Source organism: Chelativorans petroleitrophicus (assembly GCF_025398195.1).
Taxonomy (GTDB): domain Bacteria; phylum Pseudomonadota; class Alphaproteobacteria; order Rhizobiales; family Rhizobiaceae; genus Chelativorans; species Chelativorans petroleitrophicus.
This window is the reverse complement of the sequence record NZ_JAODNV010000007.1, coordinates 1-16,068: the sequence shown is the minus strand read 5'-3', so window position 1 is coordinate 16,068 and position 16,068 is coordinate 1. Positions and strand designations below refer to the sequence as shown.

The following is a 16,068-nucleotide window of genomic DNA, read 5'->3' as shown; positions in this document are numbered from 1 at the left end:
CTTATTCCTCGCTGAAGGCTTCTTCGCGCCGGCGGGCAATGGCCGGAGCGGTGATGAGCAGCAATGCGGCCGCTGCGGCAATCAGGAAACAGAGGCTGATCGGCTCCGTCAGGAACACGGTCGGATCGCCGCGCGACATCAGCATGCTGCGGCGCAGCTGCTCCTCCATCATCGGCCCGAGGATGAAGCCCAGGACCAGCGGCGCCGGTTCGCAGCCCAGGCGCATGAAGACGTAGCCGAGCAGCGAGAAGAAGCCGAGCTCGTACATGGAAAACAGGGTGCCCGAGGCCGAATAGATGCCGACGGCGCTGAAGGCCATCACGGCGACCACGAGCACCGGATAGGGCACCGTCAGGAACCGGACCCACAGGCCGATCAGCGGCAGGTTGAGCACGATCAGCATCAGATTGCCGATCCACATGGACACGATCAGTCCCCAGAACATGTTGGGCTGCTTGATGATGATGTCCGGCCCCGGCTGGATGCCCTGGATGATCATGGCGCCGATCATCAGCGCCATCACGGCATTGGACGGCAGCCCTAGCGTCAGCATGGGAATGAAGGCGGTCTGCGAGCCGGCGTTGTTGGCGGCTTCGGGCGCTGCGACGCCTTCAATCGCGCCATTGCCCATTTCGCCGCGGTTTCGTGAGACCTTCTTTTCGATGATATAGGCCGCATAGGAGGACAGCATCGCTCCGCCGCCCGGGAGAATGCCCAGTGCGGAGCCGATGGCCGTACCGCGCAGCGAGGGCATGACGATCCGCTTCAGATCCTTCAGGGAAAGCCATAATCCATTGACCTTGTCCGTCAGAACGTCGCGGTTTTCCGGGCTCTCGAGATTGCGCAGGATTTCGGCGATGCCGAACAGGCCGATCGCAAGAGCGACGAAGTTCACGCCTTCGGCAAGCTCGAGCATGCCCATGTCGAGGCGGGTGGTGCCGGTGTACATGTCGGTGCCGATGATCCCGAGCAAGAGGCCAAGCATGACCATGGCGATCGCCTTGAGCACAGAACCATGGGCGAGAACCACAGAGGCAATAAGCCCCAGCACCATCATCGAGAAGTAGGACGGAGGCCGGAAGGCCATCGCAACCTTCGTCAAAGGCGTGGCGAAAAGCGCCACAATCACGGTGGCAATCGTGCCTGCCAAAAACGAGGCAAGTGCTGCGGTGGCAAGCGCCGCCCCCGCGCGTCCCCGTCTGGCCATCTGATAGCCGTCGAGCGTGGTGATCGCCGACGACGCCTCGCCCGGAAGGTTGAGCAGGATTGCCGTTGTCGATCCGCCATATTGGGCCCCGTAATAGATTCCTGCCAGCATGATCAGCGCCGAATCCGGCGCCATCGAGAACGTCACGGGCAAAAGGATCGCGATGGTGGCGAGCGGTCCCACACCCGGCAGGACACCCACCAACGTGCCTCCAAGGACGCCGATGAAGCAGAAGAAGATGTTTTGCAGGGCAAACGCTACGGAAAAGCCGAGCGAAAGATTCGAGATGAACTCCAACGCCGCCTCCCTATCGCAGCCAGTCGCCGACGAGCGGCAGGTTGAGGCCGAGCCCGATGTGGAAGATCGCGATGGAGAGCGCGGTGATGGCGGCCGACAGAACGGCGGCCCTTGCTAGGGTCATGCCCTTGACCGACATGGCCGAGCAGAAGCAGAGCGTGAGAAGGGCAATACCAAGGCCCAATGGTCGCATCGCGGCACCGAACAGGATGAGCCCGACAGGCAGGAGCACCACGCCTCTCCACGGTACGGTGGCCGGTTCGACCGTCTCGCATTCCTCACGCCAGCCCTTTATCGCGATCGCAAGACCGAGCGCGAAAAGTAGCCCGCCGACGATTGCGGGAAAGAAACCCGGTCCCATGCGGAACGCATTGCCAAGGTTGAGATTGAGGAATGAACTCGCACTGAACCAGCCGCCGAAAATCGCGAACAGTAGTCCGGAGGCGATGTCGACGTTGAATTTCAGATAACGCATGCTTTGAAGCTCGTCTTCGGTTCAGGGTCATCGCTGGGGGCAGACCATAGCTTTCAGCGCGGGCTCCAAAACCTATAACGGAGACTGTTCCGCCAGCCGGAACAAGCCTCACAACGGGGCGCGGTGGTCCGTACGGCCTTCCATAATGCGCGAACGCAACCTTTTCGCGCGCGACTGGAGCCACATCATGAAAATAAGACGGGCGACCTGCAGGGCATTCCGGATGCCCCTCAAGCAAGTGGTCTCATCCAGCCGGGTGACGATGACCCATCGCGAACTGGTCGTGATCGAGGTGGAGACCGATGAGGGTGAGACAGGCGTCGGCTGGTGCACGACAGCGGGTGTGGGGGCTGCAGCGGTGCATGCCTTGATTACCGGCTATCTCGCTCCGATGCTCGTGGGACTGGACCCCCGCAACACCGAACGGATCTGGCAGCGGCTGTGGATGGAGTGTCATGCGGCAGGCCCCGCCGGCATCACCACGCTTGCGATTTCGGCGATCGACATCGCCCTGTGGGATCTTAAGGCCAAGAGCGCCGGGGAGCCGCTGCACCGGCTTCTGGGCGGCGCCAGGGAAAGTGTTGAGGTCTATGCCAGCGCCATAAACCTGCATCTTTCCTTGGACGAGTTGGTGGAGCAGGTCCGCGCCCAAGCGGGCGAGGGCTACACTTCCTTCAAGATCAAGATCGGCCGCCCCGGCCTCTACGAGGATCTCCAGCGCTGCCTGGCGGTCCGCAGGGTCATCGGCGACAATGGCTTGCTGATGCTCGATGCCAACCAGAAATGGTCGGTGGGCGAGGCGACTCAGCGCATCCGCATCCTGCTGGAGGCCGCCCCCCTCTTCATCGAGGAGCCGCTCTTGTCCGACGACATCGAAGGTCACGCGAAGCTGCGCGACGTGACGGGCATGCCGATTGCCATGGGCGAGCAGCTCTGCAACCGTTTCGAGTTCTGGAACTATGTGAGCCGCAGAGCCGCCGACTATCTCCAGCCGGATGTCTGGAAAGTCGGCGGCATCACCGAGTTCCTGAAGATCGCCGCCCTGGGTGCTGCGGCCGGCATTCCCATTTCGCCGCACGGCGCGCTGGAACTGTCGGTCCACCTGGCAGCCGCGCTCCCCAACGCTATGCACGTGGAGAATATCTTCGGGCTCAACCTTTTCGACTTTGCTGCGACATCAACGCCGATGATAATTTCGAATGGGCGATATGTACCCGGCTCAGCGCCGGGACACGGTGTCACCTTCGACCGTGCGGCACTGGAGGAGCATGAACTGCCGTTGGGTGAGGCAATCGAGCGGCAACCCCTGTACGCCTTCTCCTAGGCGGCTGCGCGCAATTGTGCAGGCATGTTCCCACGTGCCTATGTTATGAGTACCGTCACACATTGTGGGGGCCGGGGCCTCTTCTTCGCCAGATCACGTCGTTGAGATACTGATCGAACTGCTCCCACTGCTGCTTGATCCCGGGGGAATAGGGCTTCAACCTCTCCGCTTCCTGCAGGGAACGGACGAGGCCGGTTAGGCGGTTGAAAAGGGCTCCGCGTTCCTCTTCAAGAGATGTCCCCGACAGGGCTTCCGAAAGCTTGGGGTCATTAAGGGCGCGTAGAAATTCCGCGAAAGAGTCGACGGTGGTAGCAGCGCTTCTCGAATATCTGAGGTCGGCGGGTGCCTGGTTCGAGGCCAAGAGGGCCAAGCCGGCATTGATCGTTTCCCGGCCGAGGCCGCCGACACCGCCCGTCATCAGCGCGCGTACGTGATCGCCGATTCCCAGTGAACTCCGGTCGTTGAAACGCCGGAAGATTTCAGTCTTCAGATATTGCGATGCCACCGAGCAGACCGTGCGCAGCGAGACGCTGACGGTTTGCCGGCAATACTCGCCATATTTTTCGCTTGGCAGGAGAGCTGTCAGCAGCGCGTCCATCGACACATTCGTGGTTGAGTTAAGCAGCTGGAAGAGGGCCATCGCTCCGGCATCCTTGAAGATATCCTTGATCGGCGCGCCCGAAATGGACTTGCCGGTGATGTTGGCAAGGGAGCCGATGGTGAAACTCACTAGACCGGTCGCGGTCTGCCCGATGGCGGATTGCTTGACAGCGGTTCCGACCCGTTCGAGCGTGCTCGGAGCCTCCCGCTTGAAGGCGAGGCTTTCGCCTAGCCCGCGTGTCTGGAATTTCTGTCTCAGCAGGTTTGAGGAGATAGCAATGGCGCTGCCCGTTCCGAAGGCATGCGCGATCTCGGAACCGTAAATCAGCGCTTTGGAGGAGCTGCGCTCGTCCAAGATGGAGCTAGCAGGCTTGGCAAATTCAAATCGCGCCTGCTCGAGCTGTTCGGGTGTCAGGTCCGACAATGTGGCATGGGCATTTGCCGCCGCGTTTCCGATCTGGGTGGCCACGGCTTCGATGTCATGCTCGCTCATATTGGCGAGCGCGGCGAGCTCGTCCCTCGGCATGAGCGCGAGAAGTTCCTCGACCTGCCGACGGGAAAGGCCTGCGCTTTTCTCCGGCTTCTCGCCAGTGCCGGCGATGCGGTCGATGATTTCTTGCGGAATGACGTCCGGACTGTTCCGGGCGATCCGGTCCAGAATGAGATAGGTGAAGTACTGCACCGCACTGCCCGATAGCGCGAGCAGAGCCGAACGCAGAAAGAGCGCCGTCAATGTGTCGCCGAAAAACAGCGTTCGCGCATCGCATAGCGCGGGGCAGGAGCTCTGCTTCTGCTTGATGCGCAGGTCGAGGAAATCCTCGTAGTCTTGCGCCAGGGTCTCCAGCTGCTTCTGAAGGCCGTCATAGGCCTTGGACAGCCTCTCCGCCCCGGCGTTTTCAAGCAGCCGGGCAACCACGCGCTCAACAAGGCTGCCGATCGGGCGGTTCGCATCATCCTCCCTGAGCGTGGACAATGCTTCATGCAGCAGCCTGCGCCGCACGTCCTCCGTTTTCGCCCGTTGCTCTTGATTCAGGCAGTAGTTGAAGAAGCCCGGCTTCTTCGGCGCATCCGCGTCACCGATCGGAATGGGGAAGGCTTCCGCACCGTAAGGTGCGGCCGGCTCTTCGAAAACGGTGGCAGGATTGACAGAGCCGGAAGGCGCCGGAGCGGCAGGCTGCGGCACAAGCTCTCCCATTTCGATCCAGACCGAGGAATCGCGTGTTTGATGCACGCCGCGACCGTTGCGATTGCTGAGCCCCCGCGGATCAAGAACGATTTCTGCCGGCCGCGCCCGTACACTCGGCAGCGAAAAGCCGCTGCCGGTTTCATCGATCACGATGACCGGCCGCGCTTCCCATACCCTGTTTTGAGCCGCGCCGCCCGCGCCTGTTCCAGATCTTCGAACTGATTGCGGATGCCGATCATGGAGGCCGATATCGTAAATGCGCGGACGCGGAGAAAGGGAGGAACTGCGGTGGATCGGCATTCCCGATAAATCTCCTCGGACGATCAGCTATCTGAAATCAAGTTAAATTTTCCACGAAGGCATGCCGAAATCAGATTTTTCTATATTCGCCTGCAGTTCCGCATCCGGCGGGCGGAGATATCCGAAAAAGCGATTTTCCCATAACGCCGCCCGGAGCGATTTTAGCGCTTCGATAAAGGAGCGGATCATGGACCGATCGGGTGAGACTTACAGCTATTTCTCGCAGACCGGGGTAAGTTTCGATGAAATCGTTCTGGAAGGCGCCTCGGGAGGTGTCGATTCCCTCATCCGTTACCTGCAGTCACGCCGCCAGATGTTCTTGCGCGACAGCTCCCAGATCAGTCTGCGGAACGAGGATCCGGCCCATTACGTGCGTGCGATCGAAGTGTTCGACGATGCCCTGAGCCTGCTGGAGCGGATCAAGCAGATGGATGTCCAGGCGGAGCTCGAACGGGCCGCCAGCCAGATGGAAGAGATGGCGGAAAACGGCACCTTGCCGGAGGCACCCGGCAGCCGGGCCCAGCCCCACGTGTGACGGCGCCACGCAGGAAAGATGAGAGGTCGGGACGGAAAGAGGGGCGGTTTTCTGTAGAACGGGTCAAGCCTGCCGGAGAGGCACATGATTGTCGCGAAACTGTCCAGAGCAGGAGTCGACGACCAGGTTTTCGATCTGGAGCCGGGCCAGCATCGGCTGGGCTCAGATTTCGGCTGCGAGATTGTTCTAATCCATCCGGCCGTCGCGTCGGAGCATCTGACCCTCAAGGTGGAAGAGGGTCACGTCGCGATCCTGCCCAGTCGCGGCGCCGCCGTCATGGTTTTCAGGCAGGCCAGCCAGCAGGTCGTGACGCTCGAGTCCGGAGAATGGGCGCCGTTTCATCTCGGCGACCGGCTGATCATCGCTGACATTTCCCTCGAGATCGAGGGCATAGAGCCTGAGAGCGAAGCGCCGAACGGTTTGTCCGAAAGACCGGTTTTGCGCGCGGTGGTTACGGCCATCCTCCTCATCGCCGTAACCGGTCTGAACATGTCTTTTTCCCGCGGACCGGAAAGCCTGGCGGCGGCCCTCGCCGTACCTCGTCTTTCCGCATCTGACAGCGGCCAGCCGGGTGTTGAGGAGGTTGTGCCGCAGCCGGAACCCGATGCGGCGCTGATCCGCCGGACGCTGGCCGGCCTCGGCGTCAAGGTCGAAAGTCTGACCTTCAAAGACGGCAGATGGCAGACCATCCTCAGGGTGGGTGACGCGGCGGCCCGCGCGCACGTTCTGGCGAGGCTTGCGGAGCTTGGCCTTCCGGTTTCCGCTGACATTTATGCGGACCGAGAAATTGCGGAGGCGGTGACGCTGATTGCGGTCAACCTTAATTCCGGGGCGCAGGTGCTTGGTCTGAGGAACGGCGTGGTTACGCTCTCGGCGATCCACGATGAGGCGCTACGCGAAAAGCTCGTCAAGACGCTGAAGTCTGATGTGCCCGGCCTTGCCGACGTGCGCTTCCAGGACCCTTCGCCGGTGGACCTTACGGCACTGGGCAAGCGGATCACCGGCGTGTGGCACGGCGCCTATCCTTACGTCGTCCTCGATGACGGCGCCATCGTCCGCCTTGGCGAAACGCTCGAACGGGATGTGAAACTGCTGGCGATTGCGGAGGGGCATCTGCTGGTCGAGGTCAAGGGGGAGCAGAAGAAGGTTCTTGTGGATGAGAATGCCGGAAGTCGAGTACACCAGCGATGACATCTTCATCCTGGGCAACATAGCCTCGCTGGCCAAGCGAATTGGCCTGGGCGAGAGCGCGCAGTCTCTCTGGAAACTGGTTCAGGAGGTCCGGCCCGACAATGCCGGCGGTTTCCTGATCGAGGCGATGCACCTGTTCTCCACGGGGCAAACCGCGGCGGCCATCGAACTGCTCGAAAATAGCGGTGCGCTGGAGGCTGCCGTCAATCGAGATGAGGCGCTCGCCTTCCATCTCTACATGCTGCAGCAGGATGGCCGGCTCGAGCATGCCCACAATCTGGGCAGAATCTATCTCGACGAGGACCTTCTTCAATCGGAAGCCGCCATCGAAGCGGTGCAGATCGTTGTGAATGAGTGCTCTGAGGCGTTGGGGCTCAACAGCGACGAATGAGCGAGCTCAACGGCCGAGCGGAATGGAGTTGATGTTCAATGAGTATGTCCTTCACGCTGACGGCGCCCGAGGCCGAGACCCGGGCGACGGGCATCAATGGCCTGCAGGAGCGCCTTGTCGAGGCGCTGCGTGAGCAGGAAGAATATATCATCGGAGATATCGAAGCGGCCGTCGATCTCTCCAGCCCCCTGATGAGCCTGCCGGAACCGGTGAAAGAGCAGTTCCGCCGCTGGGCGGCTGACGCGGCCAATCTGACGCCGGAGCAGGCAAGGCTGCTTCAGGTGGCGAAAAACAAGATCATCGAGCTGCATAACGACAATCGCGACTACATCCGCAACAAGGTGGAGGTCACCGCCGACAAGATTCGCCTGGAACTGTCGATCAAGGCCATCGGCAAGGTGATGACCGGGGTGCAGCAGCTGCTTTCGAGCCAATGATGCGCCGCACTCTTTGCACTCTTCTCCCGGTGGGCGCTGGTCGGATGCGCTGCCGCGCGGTGCGGCTGCGTGGCATCCTCCTGTCCTGCCTGCTTTGCGTGCTCCTCTCAGGCTGCAAGGTGCCGCTTTATTCCGGGCTCGGGGAGCAGGAAGCCAACGAGATGCTCGGCAAGCTCCTCGAATATAATATCGACGCGACGAAACAAACCGGCGAGGCCAACCAGGTCACTCTGCTCGTGGACGAGGCGCAATTCGGCCAGGCGGTGGACCTTCTTCAGAAGCTTGGCCTTCCGCGCCCGCACTATGAAACGATCGGCAAGGTCTTCACCGGCGACGGGCTGGTGACGAGCCCGATGCAGGAATGGGCGCGGTTCAATTTCGCCCTGTCGCAGGAGCTCTCCAGCATGGTCTCCTCCATACCGGGAGTGATCTCGGCAGAGGTGCGCGTCGCCAATCCGCGAAAGGAAACTCCGTTCGACGAGGCGCAGCCGCCCAGCGCTTCCGTTCTGGCGCTGGTAAAGCGGGACGCCATAACGGCGGAGCTTGTCCCGCAGATAAAGCAGCTAGTCGCCTACGGCATCGAGAACATCGAATATGACCGGGTGGGCGTGGTCGTCTCTCCGGTTGATCCGCCGGCGCGGCCGGCCGTGGAGCTCGTCACCTTCGGCGGCGTGGTCATGCAGCGAGGAAGCGTTACGCGTGCTCTCTTCCTTCTCGGTGCGATCGCCCTTCTCGGCGTCGCGTTGGGAGCGGCAGGCGGTTTCGTTGCCGAAAACTACCTCAAGACACGCGGAAAGAAGGCAGCCTGATGCAGAAGCATTCAGCCCTGGACGAGGCCCTTTTCGAGCACATCCCGCCGGAAAATCTGCCTGCCGCGCTGGGCCTGAAGGACGCCAGCCTCGCGGCAAGGCTTGCATCGAGCCCGCTTTTGAAGAAGCAGATCCGGGCGCGGGTCCTTTCTTCGCTTCCGCCGCTGCCTGATGCGCTGCCCTCAGAAAGCGCGGAACTGTTTGCGGAACTGTCGACGACGACGGCGGATACGCTCGAACGGCTGTGCCGTGTCATGACCATTCTGATCAACCACCGGGCGATCCTGGCCACCACCAGCGGCGCAGTGCTGACGCAGATTGCCGACTGGTGCGGCGGGCGCGCGCTGATTTTGGGATTGCGGGACCGCCGCTTCCCGGCCTTCGCGAACTTCCGTGTTTTGAAAACGGTCTCGAGCGCAGAGCTGGAGCTTTTTGCGCAGACAGTGAAAGGCTATCTCATTGGCATTCTGCCGCCAGCCTATCGGGCGCGGCTGAAGTTGCGGCTTGCGCCCGCAGATTTCGCCGAACCGCTGTCTTTCGCGCCGGGCGACCCCGACGCGGTGTGTTTCCTGCGCTATGCGCTGATGGCATGGGAGTGTCGCCATGCTGAAGATTAGCACCGCCGCGATGTTGGACACGGATGTCTTCCCGCCGGACGGCCTTCTGAAGGCGGAAAGCTTCCAGCGCCTGCGGTCCGCAGAGGCGATCGAGGTGGCTGCCCGGAAAAAGGCGGCGGGCTATCTGCGCCGCGCGCGCGAAACCGCACGCCAGATCCGGAAGAAAGCCCGCGAGACGGGCTATGCGGAAGGGCTGCTGCGCTTCTCGCAGGCGGTGGAACGGCTCGATGCGGCGCAAGGCGACCTTCAGACGCGCCTCGAGGCGCTGCTGCGTCAAGGGCTGCAGGGCGTGCTTCGCCGCGTTCCGAAGGAGGAATGGCTGACGGCGATTCTCAACGACGTTGCGGGCGAGCTGCAGGCGGAGCCGGAAATCGTCGTGATGACCCATCCAGTCAACATGCGAGCGCTTGCGGCGGCGATTGCGAGTCTGAAGCAGCGCAACCCTGACCTTCTACCTATCCGGCCGGAGTCCAACCCGCAAATGGGCAGGGACGAATGCTTGGTCTACGCCGGACTCGAAGTGATCGACGTGAGCATCCCGGTGGTCGTGGAGGAGATGATCGCTGCGCTGAAGGTGGTCCGTCCATCCGGCAGCAACGATGAGGAATCCGCGCATGATACAGAAGCCGAAGCTGAAGCCGATCTCGGCCGCTGATGCCGTCGGAAGCTGTATGGCGGAACTGCGCTTCGACACCGCCCGGCCGTTCAGGCGGCGTGGCCGCGTCAGCAAGACGACCGGCCCGGTGGTCCGCGCGGCAGGTCATTTCTGCATCGGAGAAATCTGCTCCATTTCCCGCGTCAACGACGAGCCGATCCTGGCCGAAGTCGTAGGCTTCGATCAGGGCGAGGCGATCCTGACGCCCTATGGCCGCACGGTCGGCATCTCGTACAACTCCACCATCGAGTCCCTCATGAACACCTTCGAGGTACCGGTGGGCGATGAGCTTACGGGCCGGGTCCTCGATGCCATGGGCAGGCCGCTCGACTCCGGCCCCAGGCTGACGACACGCCGCTTCTATCCGGCCAACCAGTCGCCCCCCAATCCGATGCTGCGGCCGCCGATCGAAAAGCCTTTCAGCCTCGGCGTAAAGGCACTTGACGGAGTGCTGACCTGTGGCGAGGGCCAGCGCTTGGGTATTTTCGCCGCCGCAGGCGGTGGCAAGTCCACGCTGGTGTCCCTCATGGTACGCTTCGCCGACTACGACCGCTGCATCGTGGCCCTGATCGGTGAACGTGGCCGCGAGGTGCGCGAATTCGTGGACGACCAACTTGGGCCGGAGGGCCTCGCGAAGTCCACCATCGTGGTGGCGACCTCGGACCGACCCGCGATCGAGCAGGTGAAGGCGGCCTATACCGCGACGGCCATTGCCGAATACCACCGCGACCGCGGCGAGCGCGTGCCGCTGATCATGGACAGCCTCACGCGCTTTGCCCGGGCCCAGCGGCAGATCGGCCTTGCCGCGGGCGAGCCGCCCACGAGGCGCGGCTTCCCTCCCTCCGTCTTCGAACAGCTTCCCGGCCTCGTGGAACGGACAGGACGCAGCGGCAGCGGCTCGATCACGGCGCTGTACACGGTACTGGTGGAGGGCGACGACATGAACGAGCCGGTGGCCGACGAGGCTCGTTCGCTGCTCGACGGGCATATCATCCTTTCCCGCAAGCTGGCGGGCGCGGGCCACTATCCTGCCATCGACGTCAATGCCAGCGCGAGCCGTGTTCTCAGCCGTATCGTGACTCCCGATCACCTGCAGGCGATCAACAAGCTGCGCGCGTTGCTCGCCAAATATGAGGAGATCGAGCTTCTTCTGAAAATCGGGGAATACGCACAGGGCGCTGATCCGCTCGCGGACGAGGCCGTGGCCCGCAAGCCCGCGCTCGATCGCTTCCTGCGCCAGGGAACCGACGAGTTCTCGAGCTTCGAAGAGACGGTCGAGGCATTGAAGCAGGCGGTGGGCCATGCATGACTTTTCCAAAATTGTCGCTCTGCGCCAGCGCCGGCTCGACCGCAGATTGAAGGCCGAAAGCGCCGAGAAGGCTGCCGTGGCCGAGGCGAAGGCGGCGCACGAAGCCGCGCAGAAGGCTATTGATGACTATCTTGCCGAGACCAAAAGGATGGAAATCGACCTCCTGACGGAGCTCCTTCACAAATCCGTATCGGTGAATGACCTTCTCGCCGTCGAGGAGACGCTGAAAAAGGTTCAGAAGAAGGCTGAGGAGCTGGTCGCCCGGCGCGCCGAATGTCAGACCCGGCTTGCCGAAGCCGAGGAGCGCGCGCGTATCGCCAGCCGCAAGCGCGCCGAGAGCGCGCGCAAGCTCAACAAGAGCGAGCACATTGAGGAACGGCTTCGCCTGATGCAGATCGCGGCCGAAATGGCGCGCGAGGAAGCCTCCATCGATGAATTCTGCGAGCAGATGGCCGCGCGGGCCGGCGGAGGCTGCAATGGCGCCTGATCTTTCTATCCTGCCCACCATGGAGCCCGCCATTGCCGAACTCGTCAACCGGTTCGCGGCCTCCGCATGGTTTTTCCCGCTGCCGCAGGAGGCGGATGCCGATCTCGTCGTTCAATTTAGGCATGCCAGACTGGAGCAGGGAACGTGCGCGGAAATTGCCATTTCCGCCAGCTTTGGAACAGTGTTTCTGTACGTTGACACCGGCCTCGTAGATGTTCTGAGCGATCTCTTGCTGCCGGGCTGGCGCGAGGAGGCGCCGGACTCCCTGCCGCTGGAATGGCGCGCCGTACTGATTCTGGAGGATCTGGTAAGGGGTACGAGGTTCGAGAACCTCGGCGCTGTCGAGCTGCGCCTGACTTCAGCCCCGGCCCGGAAGGACGGCCCGCCGCTTTCCGCCCTATCCGGCGTCGTTACGGTCGCCGGTGATGATTTCGGCTTTATGCTTCAGCTTTCCGGGCTCGGAGAGGAGGCGGCGGCTGCCTTTGCCAGCCTTCAGCCTCACGGCCGGCTGAATGCCTTCGATTCCGGCTTTTGCTGCCGGCTTTGCCTGCCCGGCAAGCCGCTTCCGATCGCCTCCTACCGCACGATCGCGCGGGGCGACACCTTGCTTGCTGGCACGATCAGCCAAGATCGTCTTCCCGTTTTTATCGAAGTGCCGCAAGTCGCGCGGTTCCGCGCGGAGCTGGAGCGCGCCGGAGGCACCATAAGGATTGAAGAAAAAATCGGATTTCAGAATATCATGAATGATATTGATGATGATTACGGGCCTCCGGAGCTCGAAGCCGGAGCGCTATACGATCACCCTCCCATCGCCGATCCGCTCGAAGACCTTCCGGTGCGCCTCGATTTCCTGCTGTCCACGCGGCGCATCAGCCTGTCGGAACTGCGCGCGCTCGGACCGGGCGCCACGCTCGACCTGAACCTCGATCTTACCCGGCCGGTCACAATTCTCGCCAATGGTGCACCGGCAGCAAAGGGCTATCTGGTGCAGATTGGGGACCGCGTCGGCGTGCAGATCAGCCATTGGCCGGGCATCGGCGAGGGCGGCGATGGTTGAGGACTTCCCGGCCATCATACCCACCATCATCGCGATCATGGCGTTCAGCCTGATCCCTTTCCTGGCGGTGATGGGTACGGCTTTTACGAAAATCTCGATCGTCCTGATGCTGGTGCGCAACGCCATCGGCGTGCAGCAGGCTCCGTCGGGTCTGGTCATCAATTCCATCGCCCTGACGCTGACGATCTTCGTGATGGTTCCCATCGCCGACATGATCATCACCGAGGTGCAGCGGCAGAACCTCGGCTTTTCCGGCTGGGATAATGTTTCGCGGCTGTTCGCGGTCGTGTCGGACGCCTTCACCGGCTATCTGAAGCAGTTTGCCTCGCCACGCGAGGTCAGGTTCTTCATGGACGCGGCGGAGAAGATGTGGCCTGAAAGGCTGCACGGCCAGGTCACCGAGGACAATCTGTTCATCCTTCTGCCGGCGCATGTCACGTCGGAGCTTACGCGCGCGTTCCAGATCGCGTTCCTGATCTTTCTGCCCTTCGTGATCGTCGACATGGTGGTCTCGAACATCCTTCTGGCGATGGGCGCGATGATGGTGCCGCCCATGCTGGTGTCGCTGCCGATCAAGATCCTTCTGTTCGTCGCCGCCGACGGCTGGGCACTGCTGCTGCACAATTTGGTGCTGAGTTATGCGCGATGAGGCAGGCGCATGAAAGGTTGGAAAATCAGGAGGCTGTGCGTTGTCGCCCGATGAAGTGATGATGATGGCGCGCAACGCGATCATCATGGTGTTTTATCTCTCCATGCCGCTTATCGTGGTGGCCACGGTGGTGGGGCTGATCGTGGCTGTACTCCAGACGCTGATCCAGCTTCAGGAGCAGACTCTTGCCTTTGCGGCCAAGCTTGCCGCCGTCGTCATGATGCTTTCCCTCACTGTTGGCTGGATGTCGTCCCACCTGCTGAGCTTCTTAAAGCAAGCGCTGGGAAGGATTATCGGTATTTGAAAAATGGATAGCCTGCCCTCGCTCCTGTCGTCCGGCAACCGGGAACTGATGGACTGGACGTTGGCCTTCCTCCTGTCCATGTCGCGCATGAGCGGGTTTCTGGCCGTCTCGCCGTTCTTTTCCCGCCGCAGCATGACGAGGACGGCGCGTTTCGGCGTGATGGCGGCCGCAAGCTTCCCCATCGTTCCGGGCCTTGCCGACGAGATCGCGCTGCGGGTGGCCGAGCAGGAGGGAGCCTTTCCGGCCTATCCGGTGGTGATCCTGAAGGAACTGGCACTGGGGCTCTTCCTCGGCGCCTTGACGTGGCTGCCCGTGCGCGGGCTCGAACTGGCCGGCGTGATCCTCGACACCCAGCGCGGCGCCACCCAGGCGGAGGATTACGACGTGATTTTCTCCGCACAGACGACGCCCACGGCCGTGTTCCTCTCGCAGCTCTTCGCTGGCTACTTCTTCGCTGCGGGCATCTTCCTGATGGTGCTGGGCATGTTCTATCAAGCCTCGCCATCTGGCCCCCGCTGGACGTGTTTCCGGAGGTCACGGCCGATACGATGATGCTGTTCATCAGCTTTGCTGGCGCGGTCTATTTCACCGCCATGGCGCTGGTTCTGCCGATCGCGGGCTTCATGCTGCTGAGCGACATCTGCATCGCCTTCCTGGCGCGCACGGCTCCCTCACTCAACGCGCTCACTCTGGGAATGCCGATCAAGTCAGCCGTCCTCATCGTCATGCTGATCTTCTATATCGGCGTGCTGTTTCCGAAGGTCCGCGAAACACTCGCCGGTGCCCTGGAGCTGCTGAAGCAGGTGCTTGGCGCATGAGCGGAGAAAAGACTGAGCAGCCCACACAGCGCCGCCTGGAGGACCGGCGGAAGGAAGGCCAGATTCCCCAGCGCAAGAATGTCGTGGAGGCGGCGCTCCTGACATTCACCGCCTTGCTTCTGGCAGGCATGTTCGGCCCCTTGGCCTCCGGGCTTATGGACCTGTCAACAATCGTTTTTTCCAGCGTTGATCGCGATTTCGATGCGGCTCGGGCCGCAAGCATCACAGCGGCCATGGGGCCTGTCTGGCTTACCTTGGGAATTTGCGCCGCGGCCGCGCTCTTTACGCTGGTCGTGGGTCTGCTGGTGAACAGGTTCAACTTTGCGCCAAAGGCGCTTGCCCCCAAGTTTCAGAAGTTCAATCCGGTCGGTCAGATCAAAAACATCTTCTCCAAGGCAACACTCTATAATTTTGCACGGATGATGGTCTATTTTACGGCAGTCGTCCTGATCCTCTATTTTGCCGTCTGGGGCGGCATCGAGGATGCCATCAACGCCAGCTACTGCGGCATCCTCTGCCTCTTCCCCTTTTTTCTGTCGAAATTCACCACTGTCATCATTGCGATTTTGATCGTCATGGCTCTGATGGCGGCGCTGGATTACCGGATCCAGACGCGGCTGTTCATCTCGCAGAACAAGATGACCAAGGACGAGGTCAAGAGGGAGTTCAAGGGTCAGGAAGGCGATCCGCAGATCAAGGCGAACCGCCGGTCGATCGTCATGAACGATGCCGTGATGCCGCTGCCATCCGAGGCGACACATGTGGTGCACAGCGATCAGGTGCTCGTGGCGCTCATCTTTTACCCGGCAGCAGGGCAGCGGCCCTACGTGGTCTATAAGGCCAAGGGAGCGGCGGTGCCCGGCCTTTGCAGAAAGTTTAGGGCATTGAAGATTCCGACGGTCAATCTGCCGGGAGCGGCGCTCGAGCTTTACCGCATGGCCGCCGTCGGCCAGTACATGCCCGCCCGGTCGGCGCGCCCCATGGAGAAGGTCCTGCGGGCCACGCTCGGCCAGCATTGATTAGGTTCGATGCGCGCGCCGGCGTGGATGACCGCCCAAAGGCGGTGTTTTCATCATAAACGGCCATGTTGGTATGCGTTGGCCGACTCAGTTGGTTGCGGCGAATGTTCTTAAAGCGCCGCTTTGCGCACCCATAGTCAGGATTCTGTTCCTGTCCGTTCCGTCAGGATTCCGAGCCTCCTGTGCAGCCGGAAATCGCGCAACGGGTGTGAAGGTCAGGTTCTCTTTCCGCGTTTTCCCGTCACGTCTTCTCCTGCCGATCCGTGCTGCCGATCCAGGCTGCGTTGCATCGTCCTCATTCGTATCAGCGTGCGTAAACGGCGGGTGTCAACGGCGGTGCAAAATCCGGCCACGCGGCGGCGCAAAACCAGGCCAGGTGGCAGTGGCCTGCGCCATGGCGC

At 61.8% G+C, this 16,068-nt stretch carries 17 protein-coding genes and 1 pseudogene; 15 read left to right on the top strand and 3 right to left on the bottom strand.

All coding sequences use genetic code 11. The features are described from left to right. Position 1 precedes the first annotated feature (1 nt). On the bottom strand, positions 2-1,504 hold the full coding sequence (locus NYR54_RS06225; protein WP_261514748.1) for a tripartite tricarboxylate transporter permease: 1,503 nt from the start codon (positions 1,502-1,504) through the stop codon (positions 2-4). A 10-nt stretch (positions 1,505-1,514) separates the two neighbouring features. Continuing rightward, positions 1,515-1,979: a tripartite tricarboxylate transporter TctB family protein gene (locus NYR54_RS06220; protein WP_261514747.1), complete on the bottom strand. Its 465-nt coding sequence runs from the start codon at positions 1,977-1,979 to the stop codon at positions 1,515-1,517. A 223-nt stretch (positions 1,980-2,202) separates the two neighbouring features. Here NYR54_RS06220 and NYR54_RS06215 point away from each other — a divergent pair, with 223 nt between their 5' ends. Continuing rightward, positions 2,203-3,303: a mandelate racemase/muconate lactonizing enzyme family protein gene (locus NYR54_RS06215; protein ID WP_261514746.1), complete on the top strand. Its 1,101-nt coding sequence runs from the start codon at positions 2,203-2,205 to the stop codon at positions 3,301-3,303. 55 nt (positions 3,304-3,358) lie between these two features. Here NYR54_RS06215 and NYR54_RS06210 read toward each other — a convergent pair whose 3' ends face one another. Continuing rightward, complete coding sequence (locus tag NYR54_RS06210) at positions 3,359-5,239, bottom strand: hypothetical protein (protein ID WP_261514745.1); 1,881 nt, start codon at positions 5,237-5,239, stop codon at positions 3,359-3,361. Positions 5,240-5,576: 337 nt separating this feature from the next. Here NYR54_RS06210 and NYR54_RS06205 point away from each other — a divergent pair, with 337 nt between their 5' ends. The 14 genes and pseudogenes from NYR54_RS06205 (at position 5,577) to NYR54_RS06135 (ending at position 15,667) form a co-directional block, all read left to right on the top strand. After that, a complete protein-coding gene (locus NYR54_RS06205; protein ID WP_261514744.1) occupies positions 5,577-5,924 on the top strand; it encodes a hypothetical protein in 348 nt (115 codons plus the stop codon). A gap of 84 nt (positions 5,925-6,008) precedes the next feature. Next, a complete protein-coding gene (locus tag NYR54_RS06200; protein ID WP_261514743.1) occupies positions 6,009-7,115 on the top strand; it encodes a hypothetical protein in 1,107 nt (368 codons plus the stop codon). Then, positions 7,087-7,506: a hypothetical protein gene (locus NYR54_RS06195; RefSeq protein ID WP_261514742.1), complete on the top strand. Its 420-nt coding sequence runs from the start codon at positions 7,087-7,089 to the stop codon at positions 7,504-7,506. Before NYR54_RS06200 ends, NYR54_RS06195 begins: the two co-directional genes overlap by 29 nt. Positions 7,507-7,544: 38 nt before the next feature. Then, complete coding sequence (locus NYR54_RS06190; protein WP_261514741.1) at positions 7,545-7,943, top strand: hypothetical protein; 399 nt, start codon at positions 7,545-7,547, stop codon at positions 7,941-7,943. Beyond that, the gene (sctJ, locus tag NYR54_RS06185) at positions 7,943-8,752 is read left to right on the top strand and encodes a type III secretion system inner membrane ring lipoprotein SctJ (RefSeq protein ID WP_261514740.1); all 810 of its coding nucleotides are present in this window, start codon (positions 7,943-7,945) and stop codon (positions 8,750-8,752) included. The genes NYR54_RS06190 and sctJ overlap by 1 nt, the downstream gene beginning before the upstream one ends. 119 nt (positions 8,753-8,871) lie before the next feature. Next, a complete protein-coding gene (locus NYR54_RS06180; protein ID WP_261514739.1) occupies positions 8,872-9,369 on the top strand; it encodes a hypothetical protein in 498 nt (165 codons plus the stop codon). Then, complete coding sequence (locus NYR54_RS06175) at positions 9,356-10,024, top strand: HrpE/YscL family type III secretion apparatus protein (RefSeq protein ID WP_261514738.1); 669 nt, start codon at positions 9,356-9,358, stop codon at positions 10,022-10,024. The genes NYR54_RS06180 and NYR54_RS06175 overlap by 14 nt, the downstream gene beginning before the upstream one ends. Continuing rightward, the gene (locus tag NYR54_RS06170; RefSeq protein WP_279327428.1) at positions 9,984-11,333 is read left to right on the top strand and encodes a FliI/YscN family ATPase; all 1,350 of its coding nucleotides are present in this window, start codon (positions 9,984-9,986) and stop codon (positions 11,331-11,333) included. Before NYR54_RS06175 ends, NYR54_RS06170 begins: the two co-directional genes overlap by 41 nt. Further along, positions 11,326-11,820: a hypothetical protein gene (locus NYR54_RS06165; RefSeq protein WP_261514737.1), complete on the top strand. Its 495-nt coding sequence runs from the start codon at positions 11,326-11,328 to the stop codon at positions 11,818-11,820. Before NYR54_RS06170 ends, NYR54_RS06165 begins: the two co-directional genes overlap by 8 nt. After that, the gene (locus NYR54_RS06160) at positions 11,810-12,877 is read left to right on the top strand and encodes a FliM/FliN family flagellar motor switch protein (protein WP_261514736.1); all 1,068 of its coding nucleotides are present in this window, start codon (positions 11,810-11,812) and stop codon (positions 12,875-12,877) included. Before NYR54_RS06165 ends, NYR54_RS06160 begins: the two co-directional genes overlap by 11 nt. After that, the gene (sctR, locus tag NYR54_RS06155; protein ID WP_261514735.1) at positions 12,870-13,526 is read left to right on the top strand and encodes a type III secretion system export apparatus subunit SctR; all 657 of its coding nucleotides are present in this window, start codon (positions 12,870-12,872) and stop codon (positions 13,524-13,526) included. Before NYR54_RS06160 ends, sctR begins: the two co-directional genes overlap by 8 nt. A 40-nt stretch (positions 13,527-13,566) precedes the next feature. Then, a complete protein-coding gene (locus tag NYR54_RS06150; RefSeq protein WP_261514734.1) occupies positions 13,567-13,830 on the top strand; it encodes a flagellar biosynthetic protein FliQ in 264 nt (87 codons plus the stop codon). A gap of 3 nt (positions 13,831-13,833) precedes the next feature. Further along, a pseudogene (locus NYR54_RS06145) lies at positions 13,834-14,648 on the top strand (EscT/YscT/HrcT family type III secretion system export apparatus protein). Then, positions 14,645-15,667, top strand: a complete 1,023-nt coding sequence (locus NYR54_RS06135; protein ID WP_261514731.1) for an EscU/YscU/HrcU family type III secretion system export apparatus switch protein — start codon at positions 14,645-14,647, stop codon at positions 15,665-15,667. The pseudogene NYR54_RS06145 and the gene NYR54_RS06135 overlap by 4 nt, the downstream one beginning before the upstream one ends. Positions 15,668-16,068 lie beyond the last annotated feature (401 nt).

What these genes read in the sequence shown, in the direction of transcription:
- NYR54_RS06160 (WP_261514736.1), top strand. Translation starts at nt 11,810, where the DNA reads ATGGCGCCTGATCTTTCTATCCTGCCCACCATGGAGCCCGCCATTGCC.
- NYR54_RS06205 (WP_261514744.1), top strand. Translation starts at nt 5,577, where the DNA reads ATGGACCGATCGGGTGAGACTTACAGCTATTTCTCGCAGACCGGGGTA.
- NYR54_RS06190 (WP_261514741.1), top strand. Translation starts at nt 7,545, where the DNA reads ATGAGTATGTCCTTCACGCTGACGGCGCCCGAGGCCGAGACCCGGGCG.
- NYR54_RS06220 (WP_261514747.1), bottom strand. Translation starts at nt 1,979, where the DNA reads ATGCGTTATCTGAAATTCAACGTCGACATCGCCTCCGGACTACTGTTC.
- sctR (WP_261514735.1), top strand. Translation starts at nt 12,870, where the DNA reads ATGGTTGAGGACTTCCCGGCCATCATACCCACCATCATCGCGATCATG.
- NYR54_RS06135 (WP_261514731.1), top strand. Translation starts at nt 14,645, where the DNA reads ATGAGCGGAGAAAAGACTGAGCAGCCCACACAGCGCCGCCTGGAGGAC.
- NYR54_RS06170 (WP_279327428.1), top strand. Translation starts at nt 9,984, where the DNA reads ATGATACAGAAGCCGAAGCTGAAGCCGATCTCGGCCGCTGATGCCGTC.
- NYR54_RS06165 (WP_261514737.1), top strand. Translation starts at nt 11,326, where the DNA reads ATGCATGACTTTTCCAAAATTGTCGCTCTGCGCCAGCGCCGGCTCGAC.
- NYR54_RS06215 (WP_261514746.1), top strand. Translation starts at nt 2,203, where the DNA reads ATGCCCCTCAAGCAAGTGGTCTCATCCAGCCGGGTGACGATGACCCAT.
- NYR54_RS06200 (WP_261514743.1), top strand. Translation starts at nt 6,009, where the DNA reads ATGATTGTCGCGAAACTGTCCAGAGCAGGAGTCGACGACCAGGTTTTC.
- NYR54_RS06195 (WP_261514742.1), top strand. Translation starts at nt 7,087, where the DNA reads ATGCCGGAAGTCGAGTACACCAGCGATGACATCTTCATCCTGGGCAAC.
- sctJ (WP_261514740.1), top strand. Translation starts at nt 7,943, where the DNA reads ATGCGCCGCACTCTTTGCACTCTTCTCCCGGTGGGCGCTGGTCGGATG.
- NYR54_RS06175 (WP_261514738.1), top strand. Translation starts at nt 9,356, where the DNA reads ATGCTGAAGATTAGCACCGCCGCGATGTTGGACACGGATGTCTTCCCG.